General features: G+C 67.9%; 14 protein-coding genes. 6 read left to right on the forward strand and 8 right to left on the reverse strand.

All coding sequences use genetic code 11. The features are described 5' to 3' along the window. Window positions 1-76 precede the first annotated feature (76 nt). On the forward strand, window positions 77-724 hold the full coding sequence (locus G6035_RS12205) for a peptidyl-tRNA hydrolase (RefSeq protein WP_176617374.1): 648 nt from the start codon (window positions 77-79) through the stop codon (window positions 722-724). A 57-nt stretch (window positions 725-781) separates the two neighbouring features. Here G6035_RS12205 and rlmN read toward each other — a convergent pair whose 3' ends face one another. Beyond that, a complete protein-coding gene (gene rlmN, locus G6035_RS12210) occupies window positions 782-2,038 on the reverse strand; it encodes a 23S rRNA (adenine(2503)-C(2))-methyltransferase RlmN (RefSeq protein ID WP_176617375.1) in 1,257 nt (418 codons plus the stop codon). Between the two features lie 91 nt (window positions 2,039-2,129). Continuing rightward, complete coding sequence (locus tag G6035_RS12215) at window positions 2,130-2,321, reverse strand: hypothetical protein (RefSeq protein WP_176617376.1); 192 nt, start codon at window positions 2,319-2,321, stop codon at window positions 2,130-2,132. Window positions 2,322-2,943: 622 nt separating this feature from the next. Here G6035_RS12215 and G6035_RS12220 point away from each other — a divergent pair. Next, window positions 2,944-4,326: an MFS transporter gene (locus G6035_RS12220; RefSeq protein WP_176617377.1), complete on the forward strand. Its 1,383-nt coding sequence runs from the start codon at window positions 2,944-2,946 to the stop codon at window positions 4,324-4,326. A gap of 62 nt (window positions 4,327-4,388) precedes the next feature. Here the strand turns inward: G6035_RS12220 and G6035_RS12225 are convergent, their stop codons facing one another. From G6035_RS12225 to G6035_RS12240, 4 genes are all read right to left on the reverse strand, one after another. Further along, window positions 4,389-6,137: a pyruvate dehydrogenase gene (locus tag G6035_RS12225; RefSeq protein WP_176617378.1), complete on the reverse strand. Its 1,749-nt coding sequence runs from the start codon at window positions 6,135-6,137 to the stop codon at window positions 4,389-4,391. 144 nt (window positions 6,138-6,281) lie between these two features. After that, window positions 6,282-7,442 (reverse strand): mannitol-1-phosphate 5-dehydrogenase, encoded by a 1,161-nt coding sequence (locus G6035_RS12230; RefSeq protein WP_176617379.1) that lies wholly within the window; start codon window positions 7,440-7,442, stop codon window positions 6,282-6,284. Continuing rightward, window positions 7,442-9,367 (reverse strand): PTS mannitol transporter subunit IICBA, encoded by a 1,926-nt coding sequence (locus G6035_RS12235; protein WP_176617380.1) that lies wholly within the window; start codon window positions 9,365-9,367, stop codon window positions 7,442-7,444. The genes G6035_RS12230 and G6035_RS12235 overlap by 1 nt, the downstream gene beginning before the upstream one ends. Window positions 9,368-9,440: 73 nt before the next feature. Then, window positions 9,441-10,163, reverse strand: coding sequence for a TetR/AcrR family transcriptional regulator (locus G6035_RS12240; RefSeq protein WP_176617381.1), 723 nt, complete (start codon window positions 10,161-10,163; stop codon window positions 9,441-9,443). Window positions 10,164-10,278: 115 nt separating this feature from the next. Between G6035_RS12240 and ptsP the strand changes: the two genes are divergently transcribed. Further along, window positions 10,279-11,964, forward strand: coding sequence for a phosphoenolpyruvate--protein phosphotransferase (gene ptsP, locus G6035_RS12245; RefSeq protein WP_176617382.1), 1,686 nt, complete (start codon window positions 10,279-10,281; stop codon window positions 11,962-11,964). A 53-nt stretch (window positions 11,965-12,017) separates the two neighbouring features. After that, entirely contained in the window at window positions 12,018-12,296 is a 279-nt protein-coding gene (locus G6035_RS12250; protein ID WP_176617383.1) for an HPr family phosphocarrier protein, read from the forward strand. Here the strand turns inward: G6035_RS12250 and G6035_RS12255 are convergent. Together G6035_RS12255 and G6035_RS12260 are read right to left on the reverse strand one after the other, a co-directional pair. Then, the gene (locus G6035_RS12255; RefSeq protein ID WP_176617384.1) at window positions 12,293-12,583 is read right to left on the reverse strand and encodes a MoaD/ThiS family protein; all 291 of its coding nucleotides are present in this window, start codon (window positions 12,581-12,583) and stop codon (window positions 12,293-12,295) included. The genes G6035_RS12250 and G6035_RS12255 overlap by 4 nt on opposite strands. An 11-nt stretch (window positions 12,584-12,594) precedes the next feature. Continuing rightward, window positions 12,595-13,707, reverse strand: a complete 1,113-nt coding sequence (locus G6035_RS12260) for an exo-alpha-sialidase (RefSeq protein ID WP_176617385.1) — start codon at window positions 13,705-13,707, stop codon at window positions 12,595-12,597. 118 nt (window positions 13,708-13,825) lie between these two features. On the opposite strand from G6035_RS12260, the gene G6035_RS12265 reads away from it, so the two are divergent. Both G6035_RS12265 and G6035_RS12270 read left to right on the forward strand, forming a co-directional pair. Further along, window positions 13,826-14,152 carry a metal-sensitive transcriptional regulator gene (locus G6035_RS12265; protein ID WP_176617386.1) on the forward strand — a complete coding sequence of 109 codons (327 nt, stop codon included), beginning with the start codon at window positions 13,826-13,828 and terminating at the stop codon, window positions 14,150-14,152. Window positions 14,153-14,157: 5 nt separating this feature from the next. Then, complete coding sequence (locus tag G6035_RS12270; RefSeq protein ID WP_176617387.1) at window positions 14,158-14,385, forward strand: heavy-metal-associated domain-containing protein; 228 nt, start codon at window positions 14,158-14,160, stop codon at window positions 14,383-14,385. The last annotated feature ends 5 nt before the right edge of the window (window positions 14,386-14,390 follow it).

Consider the following 14,390-nt stretch of genomic DNA (forward strand, 5'->3'; position numbering starts at 1 on the left):
GCCGGGCCGTGGCCAGGGTGGGACCGGCCGCCAATTTCATTCCCCGCCGTCCCGGCACACACCCTAGGCTGGTGGGGTGAGTGAACTTACGGGCCGCGCGCCCGGCGAACTGGTCCAGCCCATCATCCTGCTCGTGGACCGGGTGGAGCCGGCGGACCGGGACGCGGGCATCGCCGCGGCCGCGCTGGCCTCCGTGCAGGCGTACCTGCACGACCCCGGCCAGGCCGGCTGGGAGCCATGGGCTGCCGGGGCGTTTGCCAAGTCCGTGCGCCGGGCGGACGCAAAAATGTTTGCGAAGGTCCTGGCCGCCTTCCCGGACCATGCCCTGGCCGTGGTGGGGCGCGCGCGTGCGGCGGGCCTGCCGCCCCTGCCGGCGGAAGCACTGCCGAAGCTGCTGGCCAAGCTGCAGGTGTCAGGCACGCAGCTGCCTGCCGGGGAGCCGCTGGCGCTGCAGCCGCTGGCCATTGTGCTCAATGGCTCGCTGGACATGTCCACGGGGAAGGCCGCCGCGCAGGCCGCCCATGCGCTCTTCGCGTGGGTGCTGGAGGCCAAGCCGGCCGCCGTGGAAGCCTGGGTGGCGGACGGATGCCCGCTGTCCGTGCGGGAACTGCCGGCAAAGGAGTTCCGCAAGGGTGCCAGGAAATCGGCCGGGCCGGTCATCCAGGATGCGGGCCGCACCGAGATCGAGCCCGGCTCCGCCACCGCCTACGTGGCCACCGCTTAGCCAAAGGACGACGCCGGAACCTGGGTTCCGGCGTCGTCCTGTACGTTGGGTGCCCCGCTACTCGGCGGCGGCGAGCTGGCCGCAGGCGCCGTCAATTTCCTTGCCGCGGGTGTCGCGCAGCGTGGTGGGCACGCCGTGCCCGATCAGCGTGTCGATGAACTCCTGCATGACGTGCGGCTCCGAAGACGTCCAGATGGAGCCCGGGGTGGGGTTCAGCGGGATCGGGTTCACGTGGACCCAGCCGCGGCCGCGCGCGTTGAGCTTCTTCGCGAGCAGCTCGGCACGCCAGGGGTGGTCGTTCATGTCCTTGATCAGCGCGTACTCGATGGACACGCGGCGGCCCGTCACCTTGTAGTAGTTGTAGGCGGCGTCGAGGGCGGCGTCCACCTTCCACCGGTCGTTGACCGGGATCAGGTCGTCGCGCAGCTCGTCGTCGGGCGCGTGCAGGGACAGCGCAAACGTGACGGCCACGCCTTCCTGGGCCAGCTTGTTGATGGCCGGGACCAGGCCCACCGTGGAGACCGTGATGCCGCGGGCGCTCATGCCCAGGCCCTCCGGCGCCTCCGCCACCATGCGGTGCACAGCGTTCATGACGCGCTTGTAGTTGGCCAGCGGCTCGCCCATGCCCATGAAGACAATGTTGGTGACGCGCTCGGCGTCATGCCCGCCGTCCCTGCGGAGGTTGCCCAGCCCGCCCTCGGCGATGACCCGGTTGGCCTGGACGATCTGGTCCAGGATCTCCGCGGTGGACATGTTGCGGGTCAGCCCGGCCTGGCCGGTGGCGCAGAACGGGCAGTTCATGCCGCAGCCGCACTGGCTGGACACGCACAGGGTGACGCGGCCGGGGTAGCGCATGAGCACGGATTCCACGAGGGAGCCGTCAAAGAGGCGCCACAGGAACTTGATGGTGTCGCCGTTGTCCGTGGTGAGGCGCTTGACCTCGGTCAGCAGCTTCGGGAACATCGTTTCGGTGATCTCGGCGCGGCGGTCCCTGGGGAGGTCGCTCATGCGCTCGGGATCGGTGGTGTAGTGCTGGAAGTAGTGCACGGAGAGCTGCTTGGCACGGAACGCCGGCAGGCCCATCTCCTTGAACTTCGCCTCCCGCTCGGCGAGCGTCAAGTCCGCCAGGTGGGTTGGCGGCTGGGACACGCGCGGGGACTTGAACTGCAGCAGCGGGCGGCCTTCCGGGCCGGTGGCCTGCTTCCAGCCCTCGGTGGCTGGCCTGACCTGGGCGGCACGGCGGACGGGGCGCGCTTTGGTGGACGTTGCGGCAGGCGCATCGACAGGGCTGGGGGCGTTTTTGGGGGAAGTCATCCTTCCCATTGTCCCCTACAACCGCGCCCCTGTCCCGCCGGGGCAGTCAATATCACATTCTCCCGGTTTCGTCCCGCTTTTCCGGCGGCCGCTAGTCAACAAATTCCGACTGGGTCTCGATGAATTTCCACTCGGCCGGCGTCAGGCTGCCCGCGGCCACTTCCCCGCCGGCCGCCTTCACGGCGGCCAGGACGTGCTCCGGCACCGTTTCGGCCTCAAGGTTTTCGCGCAGCCACTCCTTCGCCGGAAGGTCCAGCTCAAGCCACCACAGATGAATTTCCACTTTGGCCACCCCCTTAGGATGTGCTTCCACGCTATGCCCATTGGCGGCCCCGTTCAATGGTCCGGCGCCCACCCGTCACTAGCGGCGGTTGTGAGGGCTCAAAGCCGCCACAAGTGACGGCTCAGTGCACAGGCGCCGCCGTCGGGTGGAGCCAGGTCCATCACCGAACAAATCATGATCAAGTTTTCACCATATGAAAATTAGATTTCCTCTTGCGGAAATCGTTCGCAGGGGAATAAAGTCGTTCCATCCCCACAAGGTGACGTACACAACACAACATTCAATTCCCTCGATTGGTTGTACACGCGATGAATGACTTTGACCCCGGTGCGCTGAAGGCGAGTTCGGCACACCCCCGCCAGGGACGGCAACGACGCCGCTCCCTCGCCCGGGTTCTGTTCGCCACGGTGGCGCTGACAGTGACAGGCCATCTGTGGCCGCACACTGTCCTCACGCCACTTTCCTGGAGCATGGAATCCGTCCTCCCGGTGATCCTTTTGGCATCACCGGCCCTCCTGGCGCGATCCGCCGCCACCCGTCCGGCCCCCGGCGCGCACCCCTTTCGCCCGGCCTTTTAGTGGCCCCCGCCACGGGAGCCCCCAAACCACCCCCGGAGATTTCCATGCCCAAGACAGCAAAGACGGCATCCGCCGTGACCCCGTCCGCCTCCCCCGATCCACAGCCCACCGTCCCGCAGGCAAAGCCCCGCGGCAAGGCGCGCTGGAACATTGCCCTCCTCATGGGCTTTGGGATCCTGATCAACTACATTGACCGGCTTTCCATATCGGTCACCCAGACGCCGCTTTCGCACGAATTCGGCCTCACCGCCACCGAGTTCGGTGTGCTGTCCTCGGCGTTCCTGTGGTCCTACGCCATCATGCAGATCCCTTCCGGCATGCTGCTGGACCGCTTCGGCGTCAAGAAGGTCTGGGGCGCCAGCGCCGTGCTGTGGTTCATCGCCTCGGTGCTGACGGCGGTTGCCTCGGGCGCGTGGATCATCGTACTGGCCCGGGTCCTGCTCGGCGTTGCAGAGGCGCCCGCCTTCCCCGGCGCCATGAAGGCCACCGGCCTGTGGTTCCCGCGCCACGAACGGGGACTGTGCACGGCCATCTTTGACAGCGGCACGCGCCTGGCCAACGTCATCGGGCTGCCCCTCATTGCCTTTACTGTTGCCACCTGGGGCTGGCGCGAGGCCTTCTGGGTCCAGGCGGCCCTGTCCCTGGTGTTCCTGGCCGCCTTCGTCTGGAAATACAGCGGCCCGCAGGCCAAGCTGCGCAGAAAGGCGCTTTCCGAGGAGGAGTACAAGTACATCGTCGACGGCGGCGCCTCATCCGAGTCCGTCCGCCCCAAGAGCGACCTGGCCACCGTCGGCTACCTCCTGCGCCAGCGCAAGGTCTGGGGCCTGTCGCTCGGCCTGGCCGGGGCCGGCTACGTGCTGTGGATGCTGCTGACCTGGCTGCCGGGCTACATGCAGCAGAGCATGGACCAGAGCATTCTCAAGAGCGGCATCTACGCAGCCGTGCCCGCCCTGGCCATGTTCGTCTCCGAGATGACCATTGGCGGCTGGTGGGTGGACCGGGTCATTGGCCGGGGCGCCAATGCCGACAAGGTCCGCAAGGGCGTCATCATCGTCGGCATGGTCGTGGCCCTGCTGACCGTCGGTGCCGCCTTCAGCCACAGTGCCACAACGGCCATCATCTGGATCGCGGCCGGCAGCGCCGGCATCGCACTGGTCTACGTCACGAGCAACTCCCTGCCGGCACTCATTGCCCCCGAGGGCAGCGCCGGGTCCCTGGCAGCGATCGTCAACTGCGTGAACCTGCTGGCCGGCGTGGCCGCACCGATCGTCACCGGCCTGGTCGTGGACATCACCGGCAGCTTCGCCTTCGCGTTCATCATCGGAGGCGTCGCGCTCGTGGGCGGGCTGCTTTCCTACCTCCTGCTCATGGGCAGGCTGGAACCCATCCCGGCCCGGGCCGTGGTGCACGACGACGCCGTGGCCTGATCCCCGCGGGCATCCCCGCAGCCGGTGCACCTTCAGTGCACCGGCTGCGGGGATGTTGCGTGTCAGCCGCGCGGGATGTTGCGCAGGTTGCTGCGGGCCATGCTGACGGCCTCGCCGGCCCCCTTGTTCAGCACGATCTTGGACATGGCCGTGGCAAAGCCGATCACCTGCCCGCCCTTGATCTTCGGCGGGATGGACAGCGCCTGCGGGTCCGTGATGACCTCCACGAGGGACGGGCCGTTGTGCGCAAATGCGGCGCGGTAGGCGTTCGCGATGTCCGCCGGGTCCGTGACGCGCACGGCATGGAACCCCAGTGCGGCGGCCACCGCGGCGTAGTTGGCATCCGGGACGTCCACGCCAAAGTCCTGCAGGCCGTCCACCAGCATCTCCAGCTTCACCATGCCCAGCGTGGAGTTGTTGAACACCACCACATTCAGGGGCAGGTGGTGTGCGGCGACCGTAATCAGCTCGCCCAGCAGCATCGACAGCCCGCCGTCACCCGAGACCGAGATGACCTGCCGCTCCGGATACGCCGACTGTGCACCAATGGCCTGGGGCAGCGCATTGGCCATGGAGCCGTGCAGGTAGGAGCCGATCAGCCGGCGCGTGCCCAGGGGGTTGATGTAGCGGGCCGTCCACACATTGCACATGCCGGTGTCGGCGGTGAAGATGGCGTCCTTCGCGGCCACCTCATCCAGCAGCGAGGCGGCGTATTCCGGGTGGATGGGCACCAGCTTGTCCGCCTTGCGCGTGTAGGCGCCGACCGCCTTGTTCATGAGCCTGTCATGCTTCTTCAGGATCGCATCGAGGAACTTGGAGTTCTTCTTGGCCTCCACCAGGGGCAGCAGGGCCTGGAGCGTGGGCAGGACGTCGCCGTGGATGGCGAGGTCGACGTCGGTGCGCCGGCCCAGGTGCTCCGGTGCCCGGTCCACCTGGGCCGTCCGGGTCGCCGGCAGGAACTGGTCGTAGGGGAAGTCGGTGCCGAGCAGGATCAGCAGGTCCGCGTCCTCGATGCCTTCCGCCGCGGCCCCGTAACCGAGCAGGCCGGTCATGCCGATGTCATAGGGGTTGTTGTATTGGATGAAATCCTTGCCCCGCAGGCTGTGCCCGATCGGTGCATTGACCTTCTCCGCCAGCGCCACCACCTCGTCGTGTGCGCCCTGCACGCCGGCACCGGCAAAGATGGCCACCTTGGCGGCGCCGTTGATGGCGTCGGCCAGCTCCTGCACGCTTTCCGCGGCCGGGACCAGGCTGGCCGGGCGCAGCGGGCGCTGCATCGGTGCCGCCGCCGTGGCGGGCAGGCTGGCGATGTCGCCGGGCAGTGTCACGACGGCCACGCCGCGCAGGCCCACGGCGTGCTGGATGGCGTTGTGCAGCACGCGCGGCGCCTGGTCCGAGGTGCTCACCAGCTCCGAATAGACGGAGCATTCGTCGAAGATCCGGTCCGGGTGGGTTTCCTGGAAGAAGCCGCTGCCAATCTGCTTGCTGGGAATGTGGGAGGCGATGGCGAGCACCGGGGCGCCGGTGCGGTTGGCGTCGTACAGGCCGTTCATCAGGTGCAGGTTCCCGGGACCGCAGGAGCCGGCGCAGACGGCCAGCTGCCCGGTCAGCTGGGCTTCGGCGCCGGCGGCGAACGCGGCGGCCTCTTCATGCCGGACGTGGATCCAGTCGATCCCGCCCTTGGCGGATCCGCCCGTTTTCCGGACCGCGTCCACCAGGGGGTTCAGGCTGTCGCCCACAATCCCGTAGATGCGCCGCACCCCTGCGGCCTGCAGTTGTTCAATGAGCTGGGTGGCAAGTTCCTTCGCCATGGGCTGTTCTCCTGCACTCGGGTGGTCCTGCTGTTCGGATAACGCCAATATATCGTCCGGGCTGCCGGCCCGGCGCCGAAAAAGGGGCCAAGCCGCGAGAAAGGGGTTGCTTCACCCCTGTCTCGCGGCTTGGCCCCTTTCTCGCTATCTGGCAGCGGCCCGGGCGTCCTGCGCCGCGGCAACCACGTCGCGCACCGCCACAAACAGCGGATGCCCCGGGGCCAGCCCGGTGATCCGTTCCGTGGCGGCGTCCGCCGCGTTGTCCGCCAGGATGGCGGCCAGTTCCACGGCCTCGGCGTCGCCGTCGTCGTGGAACCGCAGGGCCGCGCCCACGGCCTCCAGCAGGGCGCCGGGAACCACGCCGTTCTCGGCCAGTTCGGCGGCCGGGCCGATGAAGCGCTCGTGGCGGCTGAGCTTGCGCAGCGGCGCACGGCCCACCCGCACCACGGTGTCCGGCAGGTGTTCGTTGGAGAAGCGCAGCAGGATCTTTTGGACGTAGGCCTCCTGCTCCGCCTCCGCAAAGTCGTGCTTGGCAACCAGCAGCGCCTTCGTTTCGGCCAGCACCGCCCGGACCTTGGCCTGCACGCCCGGGTCCGCCATGGCATCGGAGATCTTGCCGATCCCGGCCGCGTAGCCGAAGTAGGCGGTGGCGGCATGCCCGGTGTTCACGGTGAACAGCTTGCGTTCAATGTAGGGCGCCAGGTCGTCCACGAAGGTGGCCCCCGGGATGGCCGGGGCGCCGCCGTCGAACGGGGTTTTGTCGATGACCCATTCAAAGAACGTCTCCACCGTGACGTCCAGGCCCTGGCCGGGCGCCTGGTTGGGCACGATCCGGTCCACGGCGGTGTTGGCAAACACGGCGCGGGCGTCGACCGTGGCTGCATCCACGGCGCTGTTGCCACGGACCGCGGCCTCCAGAATGTCGGTGGCATTGATCGCGTTCTCGCACGCCATGACCTGCAGCGGGGGCAGGACGGCGTCACGCGCCGCGATGCCCTGGGCGATCAGCGGGGCCACGAACTTGAGGATGGTCGGGCCCACCGCGGTGGTGACCATGTCCGCCGTCGCGATTTCCGCAACCACGGCCTCCGGCGCGGCGGCCGAGTTCAGGGCGCGGAAGTTGTCCACCGTGTGCACGGCCGGGTCCTCCCCCACCTCGTGGACCTGGTAGCTCTCCGCGGCCGCCAGCTCGTTGATGAGCGCCTCGGCCACGTCGGCAAAGACCACCTCGTAGCCGGCGTTGTGGAGCAGCAGCCCCACGAAGCCGCGGCCAATGTTTCCGGCCCCAAAATGAACTGTTTTCACTATGCGTTAACCTTTCCGAAGATGTCCAGGACGTCATCGACGCTGCCGGCCTGTTCCAGCCGGGCCACCTGGTCCTTGTCGGTGAACACGCGGGCAATGGAGGACAGGATGGCCAGGTGCTCGTTGTTCACCCCGGCCACGCCCACCACGAACTTCACGGGCTTGCCGTTCCAGTCGATGCCCTCCGGATAGCGGATGATGGACACGGCCGAGCTGGCAATGTTGCCCTTGGCCTCGTTGGTGCCGTGCGGAATGGCCAGGAAGTTGCCCATGTATGTGGACACGGACTCCTCCCGCTCATGCATAGAGGCCACGTAGGCTGCATTGACGGCGCCGCGGGCGAGCAGCAGCCGTCCGGCCTCGTCGATGGCCGCATCCCTGGAGGTTGCGGTGCCCTGGAGGACCACGCTTTCGCGGGCCAGGATGTTGGCGCCCGCCACTTCCCCGGCGTCACCGGGAACCTCGGCCGCAGCCGGTGCGGCGGCTGCCGCGTCCGGGGCGTTGCTGGCCTTGACGAGTTCGACGATTTCGGCGTAGCGGGGGCTGTTCATGAAGTTGTCCACCGCGAAGTGGGCGGCGCTGGCCGTATAGGGGGCCGCCCGTTCCGCCAGGTCCTGGTGCGTGACGACGACGTCGTAGCTGTCGGTCAGGTTGGCGATGGCGGAGTTGGTGACCTTGACCTCCGGGAAACCGGCCTTCTTGATCATGTTGCGCAGCACCGAGGCGCCCATGGCACTGGAGCCCATGCCGGCGTCGCAGGCAAAGACGACGTTGGAGATGGGGCCCTTGGCGGCGCCGGCCAGGGCGGAGGCGACGGAGCTCTTTTTGCCCTTGAGTGCCTCCATCTTGGCGGTGGCCTCGCCCAGGCTGTCGTTGTCGGCCGGCACCGGGCTGACCTTCAGGATGAAGGATCCGATGAGGAAGGAAACGGTGGCGGCCAGCACCACGGACAGGGTGACGCCAAGGTAGCTGTCGCTGGCGGTCATGGCATACACGGCGAAAATGCTGCCCGGCGCTGCGGGGGCGCGCAGGCCGGCGCCGGTGATGACCAGCATGAAGATGCCCGTGATGCCGCCACCGATGGTGGCCAGGATCATGACGGGCTTCATCAGCACGTAGGGAAAGTAGATTTCGTGGATGCCGCCCAGGAACTGGATGAGCGCGGCACCGGGGGCGGATGCCTTGGCCAGTCCCTTGCCGAAGATCGCGTAGGCCAGCAGCAGGCCCAGGCCGGGGCCAGGGTTGGCTTCCAGCAGGAACAGGATGGACTTGCCCTGCTGCAGCGCCTGCTCGGTGCCCAGCGGGGTGAGGATGCCGTGGTTGACGGCGTTGTTCAGGAACAGGACCTTGGCCGGTTCAATGAAAATGCTGGTCAGCGGCAACAGCCCGTGGTGGACCAGGAACTGCACCACGTTGCCGGCGCCGTTGCTGAAGGCGACGACCACCGGCCCCACCACCAGCTTGCCGACAATCGCCATGATGGCGGCCAGGATGCCGGCGGAGAAGTTGTCAATGAGCATCTCGAAGCCAGGCTTGATCCGGCCTTCCCAGATCTTGTCCAGCTTCATCATGAGCCAGGCCGTCACGGGGCCCATGACCATGGCGCCGATGAACATGGGGATGTCGGTGCCGACCACCACGCCCATCGTGGCTGCCGCACCCACCACGCCGCCGCGGACGCCGTGGACCATCTTTCCGCCGGTATAGCCGATCAACAGAGGCAGCAGGTAGGTGATCATGGGGCCCACCATCTCGTTCAACGTCGCGTTCGGGATGAAACCCGAAGGGATGAACAAGGCGGTGACAATGCCCCAGGCAATGAAGGCCCCGATGTTGGGCATGATCATGCCGGAGAGGAAGGTGCCGAACCTCTGCACCTTGACCCTGGCGCCACCCTTGCGGGCGGCCACTGATGGTGTTGCCATGACAATTCCTTACCGTTGGTCCTGCGTCTGTGCAGAAGGGGTTGCTGGTGGTGTTGCGTTGCTGCTGGTGTTGTTATGAAGTTTTGGCAATGCGGTCCAGCCATTCCAGGAACATCTTCAGTTCCGTGGTTGACAGCTGCTCCGGGTGTGATGATTCCAGTGCCGCGTTTAGTGCAATGGCCGCAACCACCACTGACGACGCGCCCACCGGCGCACCGGCGGCATCCAGTTCCGTTTCGGAGGAAACGGCGGAAATGACGGCCTCGCGGGTCATGTCGGACAAATCAAAGTTCCGCTCGGCCGCCGGTTCGGCGATGAGCATCAAGGTCACCCCGACGTTGGCCGCCAGAATGCTGCGGGCCGCCTCCTGGGGTGAAACGCAGAGCTGGCCGGCGGCAGCGGCCTTTTCCAGCATTTCCTCCATGAAGCCTTCCGCCTCGGCCACCCGCGCCGGACGGCTTTCCGGACGGATGTTGCCAAACATCACCGAGTACAGCTGTGGGTTGTCCAGGCCGAACTTCAGGTGGTTGTCCCATATCTGGCGCACGTCCACCAGCGGCCTGCCGGTGGGCGTGAAGTTGTGTTCGCCGGCCACATACTCTTCAAAGCCGGCGTCGATGACCGCGTTGAACAAGCCTTCCTTGTCGCCAAAGTGGTGGTACAGGGTGGGTGCCGTCACGCCCGCCAACTCGGTGATCTGCCGTGTCGAGACGGGTTTGCCGGCCGAATTGGCCAGCAATTCGGCGGCGGCCTGAAGGAGCCTGGCCTTGGGTGGAAGCTGGCCGTGTGAATTCATGACTGCTACCCTAGCACCTATAACATCGCTATATGAAGTGAATCACAGGATCAATTTTGAGGCCCCGCGCAAGCCGGGAGCCGCCGCCAGAGACCCAGGAAGCAAAGGACGTTCCATGCAGAATTTCCCAGGAGTGGGCGTCAGCCCGGGACGAATAGTGGGCCCGGTCCGGCAAATGCCCCGGCCCCTGTCCGAACCGCCGGCCGGCGAAAAGCGGGCCCCCGGGACCACCGCCGATGGCGCCGCCGCCACGTTGCAGGCGGCAGCCAAGGCCGTCCAGGCGGAACTGCGCGGCCGCGCCGCAGGGGCGGCCGGCGATGCGAAGGCGGTCCTGGAGGCCACGGCGCTCATGGCCGCCGACCCCATGCTCCTCAAGGCTGCCGTCAAGCTCATCAACGCCGGCACGTCCGCCGAGCGGGCGGTCTGGGAGGCCGCCGACGGCGTGGCCGCGATGCTGGCGGGCCTGGGCGGCTACATGGCCGAGCGCGCAACGGATGTCCTGGACGTCCGGGCCCGGATCATCGCCGCACTGCGCGGCGTCCCGGCGCCGGGAATCCCCGCCTCCGACGGGCCCTTCATCCTCGTGGCGGAGGACCTGGCCCCGGCGGACACCGCCACCCTGGACCCCGCCGTCGTGGTTGCCCTGGTCACGGCCGGCGGCGGCCCGCAGTCGCACACGGCCATCATCGCCCGCTCCCTGGGCCTGCCCGCCGTGGTGGCCGCCGCCGGGGTGGACACCCTGCCGGACGGCACCGAGGTATATGTGGACGGCGCCGCCGGGACCATCAGCACGGGCCCCGGCGATCGCGAGCGCGCAGCGGCCGCGGCGTGGGCGGCCAATGCCTCCACCCTGGCCGCCTTCACTGGCCCGGGCACGACGGCGGACGGGCACCTGGTCCCGCTTCTCGCCAATGTGGGCGGGGCCAGGGATGCGGTGAAGGCGGCCGCCGCCGGCGCCGAGGGCGTGGGCCTGCTCCGCACCGAGTTCTGCTTCCTGGAACGCGACACCGAGCCGTCCATCGTCGAACAGGTGGAGGCCTACCAGGGCGTGTTTGACGCCTTCCCCGGCAAAAAGGTGGTGGTCCGCACGCTCGACGCCGGCGCGGACAAGCCCCTGCCGTTCCTCACCGACGCGAGCGAACCCAACCCGGCGCTGGGCGTGCGCGGCTACCGCACCGACCTGTCCTCCCCCGGCGTGCTGGAACGCCAGCTTGCCGCCATCGCCCGGGCAGCAGGACAGTCCACGGCGGACGTCCGGGTCATGGCCCCCATGATTTCCACCCCCGCCGAGGCGGCCGGTTTCGCCTCGCTGTGTGCGGCCGCCGGGCTGCACACACCCGGCGTCATGGTGGAGGTCCCCTCTGCGGCCCTGACCGCCGAGTCGATCCTGCGCGAGGTCGAATTTGCCAGCCTGGGCACCAACGACCTCACGCAGTACACCATGGCGGCCGACCGGCAGCTGGGCCCGCTGGCGGCCCTGAACAATCCCTGGCAGCCCGCCGTGCTCCAGCTGGTCCGCCTGACGGTGGCCGGCGCCGCAGCCGAGGGAAACGGGACGCCCGTGGGGGTGTGCGGCGAGGCAGCCGCGGACCCGGCCCTCGCCGTCGTGCTCGTGGGCCTCGGTGTCAGCACGCTGTCCATGACGGCGCGGTCGCTGGCGGCCGTGGCCGCCGTCCTGGCCACCGTGACACTGAAAGAGGCACAGGAAATCGCTACACTTGCCCTACGCGCAACCAGCCCCGGGGAAGCCCGGGACCGGGCCCGCGGAAAACTGCCCATCCTCGACGAGCTCGGTCTCTAGACCCGGCCGCACCGACCACCGACCCTTTCACCAACAGCTCCCCAGGAGGAACCATGTCCGAACGCAAAGCCACCGTTGCCAGCAGCTCCGGCCTGCACGCCCGCCCCGCCTCGCTCTTTGCCGAGGCCGCAGGTGCCGCCGGCGTGGAAGTCACGATCGCCATGGACGGCGCCCCGGCCGAGGATGCCATGGACGCCAGCAGCATCCTGTCCCTCATGACCCTTGGCGCCGAACACGGCAGCGTGGTGGTGCTGCGCGCCGAGGGGGACGGCGCGGACGCCGCCCTCGACAAGCTCGTGGCCATGCTCGAAACGGACCTCGACGCCGTTTAGCCTCCGGCCACCGACTGCATGACCATCACCTCGGCCCCGGCGGCGACACGGGTTTTCAGCCCGTCGAGCCGCCGGACGTCGTCGCCGTCGAGGTAGATGTTCACAAAGCGGCGCAGGGTGCCCGTTTCGTCGCGCACCCGCCGGTTGAACAGCGGATAGTGCGCGCCGATGGCGTCCAGCAGTTCCGCAATGGAGGCACCGCCGGCGTCCACCTCCAGGCGCAGCTCCTCCTGGCCGCCGGTGACGGGCCGCAGCAGGCTCGGAACCAGCACCCTGACCCCCGCCACGTCCACGGCCCTTAAAGCTCGACGGCGGCGGCACGGACGCACAGCACGTCCGGCAGCTGGCTGAGCACGGGCACGAAGGTGGCGCCCTCGTCGGCACTGGCATACACGGTGCCCCCGCGCGTGCCAAAGTAGACGCCCACGGGCTCCTCCGTGTCCACGGCGGCCGCATCGCGCAGGACCACGTTGAACTCCGGTTCCACCAGGCCGTCGGCAAACCGCGTCCAGGAGGCACCGGCGTCGTCCGTGCGGTGGACGGCCAGCCGCCCGCCCGGGGGAATCCGCTCGCTGTCGGCCTTGATGGGAACCACCCACGCCGTCCCGGAGCGCCGCGGGTGGGCCAGCATGGTGAAGCCGAAGTCGGCGGGCAGGCCCTCGGCGATGGAATTCCAGGTGTCGCCGTTGTCATCGCTGCGGTACACGCCGCCGTGGTTTTGCGCGTACAGGACGTCCGGGTTGCCCGCGTCCCGGGCCACCTTGTGCACACACTGGCCGAATTCCGGCTCCCCGTCCGGCATGAAGCCGGCACCGATGCCCTTGTTCCTTGGTTCCCAGGAGGCGCCGCCGTCCGTGCTGCGGTACACGCCGCCGGTGCTCATGGCAATGTGGATCGTGTTCGGGTCCGCGGGGCTGGGCAGCACGGTGTGCGCCGCCGCGCCGCCATAGCCGGCACCCCACTCGGTCCGGTGCGGGTGGTCCCACAGCCCGCGGTTCAACTCGAAGTGTTCGCCGCCGTCGGTGGACTTCCACACCGAGATCGGCTCGCAGCCGGCCCACACGACGCCGGGCCGGTCCTCGGCGTCGGGCTGGATCTGCCAGACCCGTTCCAGGGCGGCCCCCGTGTCCGGCGGGAAGGTGATGGCACCGTGTTCCGGCTCCGTCCAGGTGGTCCCGAGATCGTCCGAGTGCGCCACGGTGGGGCCCCAATGCTCGCTGCGCACACCCACCAGGATGCGGGTGTTGTGGTTGCGGGTGTCGATGCCGATGCTGGGGATCTCGTTCATCAAAAAGTGCGGACCGGTGAAGGTGTAGTCCGCGCGGTCCGTGCTGGTGCCCAGCCACAGGCCCTTCTTGGTCCCCACGGCCAGCAGGTAGGTGGTTTTTGACTGTTCTGCGTTGTTAGCCATGGGTCCAAGTCTTGCCACCCGCGGCCCGCCCGGCAAGACTTTCCGGCCGGTAACTTTTTGCAAAATATACCCCCAGGGGGTAATTGACACATACCCCATAGGGGTATATGTTGAAGGTATGACCAGCACTGGGGAACAACCCGCCGGACCGTACGGCTACAGCGACGCCAAACAGGCCTACCTGCGCCGCCTCAAGCGGGCCGAGGGCCAGGTCCGCGGCATCGCCAGGATGGTTGAGGAAGACAAGTACTGCATCGACATCCTCACCCAGATGGCAGCCGTCAACAAGGCCCTGCACGCCGTCAGCATCGGCCTGCTCGAGGACCATATTGCGCATTGCGTGGTCAACGCCGCCAATGAATCCACCGAAACCGGCAACCCGGAGATCGTCTCCGAAAAGGTTTCCGAAGCCACTGCCGCCATTTCCCGCCTTTTGAGGAGCTAAAACCCATGAGCCACACCACCACCATCAACGTTTCCGGCATGACCTGCGGCCACTGCGTCAACTCCGTGACCGAGGAACTGACCGGGCTCAAAGGCGTCGAGAACGTCGCCGTCGACCTCCACGCCGGCGGGATCTCCGAGGTCACCGTCACCTCCTCCCTGACCCTCGACCCGCAGGAAATCGGCGAGGCCGTCGCGGAGGCCGGCTACCTCGTCGTCGCCGCCAACGCCTGAGCCAC

Source organism: Arthrobacter sp. SDTb3-6, assembly GCF_013376095.1.
Classification (GTDB): Bacteria; Actinomycetota; Actinomycetes; order Actinomycetales; family Micrococcaceae; genus Specibacter.

Coding starts and splice junctions, on each gene's coding strand:
- G6035_RS12260 (WP_176617385.1), bottom strand. CDS start 13,707: ATGGCTAACAACGCAGAACAGTCAAAAACCACCTACCTGCTGGCCGTG.
- G6035_RS12270 (WP_176617387.1), top strand. CDS start 14,158: ATGAGCCACACCACCACCATCAACGTTTCCGGCATGACCTGCGGCCAC.
- G6035_RS12250 (WP_176617383.1), top strand. CDS start 12,018: ATGTCCGAACGCAAAGCCACCGTTGCCAGCAGCTCCGGCCTGCACGCC.
- G6035_RS12220 (WP_176617377.1), top strand. CDS start 2,944: ATGCCCAAGACAGCAAAGACGGCATCCGCCGTGACCCCGTCCGCCTCC.
- ptsP (WP_176617382.1), top strand. CDS start 10,279: ATGCAGAATTTCCCAGGAGTGGGCGTCAGCCCGGGACGAATAGTGGGC.
- G6035_RS12240 (WP_176617381.1), bottom strand. CDS start 10,163: ATGAATTCACACGGCCAGCTTCCACCCAAGGCCAGGCTCCTTCAGGCC.
- G6035_RS12225 (WP_176617378.1), bottom strand. CDS start 6,137: ATGGCGAAGGAACTTGCCACCCAGCTCATTGAACAACTGCAGGCCGCA.
- G6035_RS12235 (WP_176617380.1), bottom strand. CDS start 9,367: ATGGCAACACCATCAGTGGCCGCCCGCAAGGGTGGCGCCAGGGTCAAG.
- rlmN (WP_176617375.1), bottom strand. CDS start 2,038: ATGACTTCCCCCAAAAACGCCCCCAGCCCTGTCGATGCGCCTGCCGCA.
- G6035_RS12265 (WP_176617386.1), top strand. CDS start 13,826: ATGACCAGCACTGGGGAACAACCCGCCGGACCGTACGGCTACAGCGAC.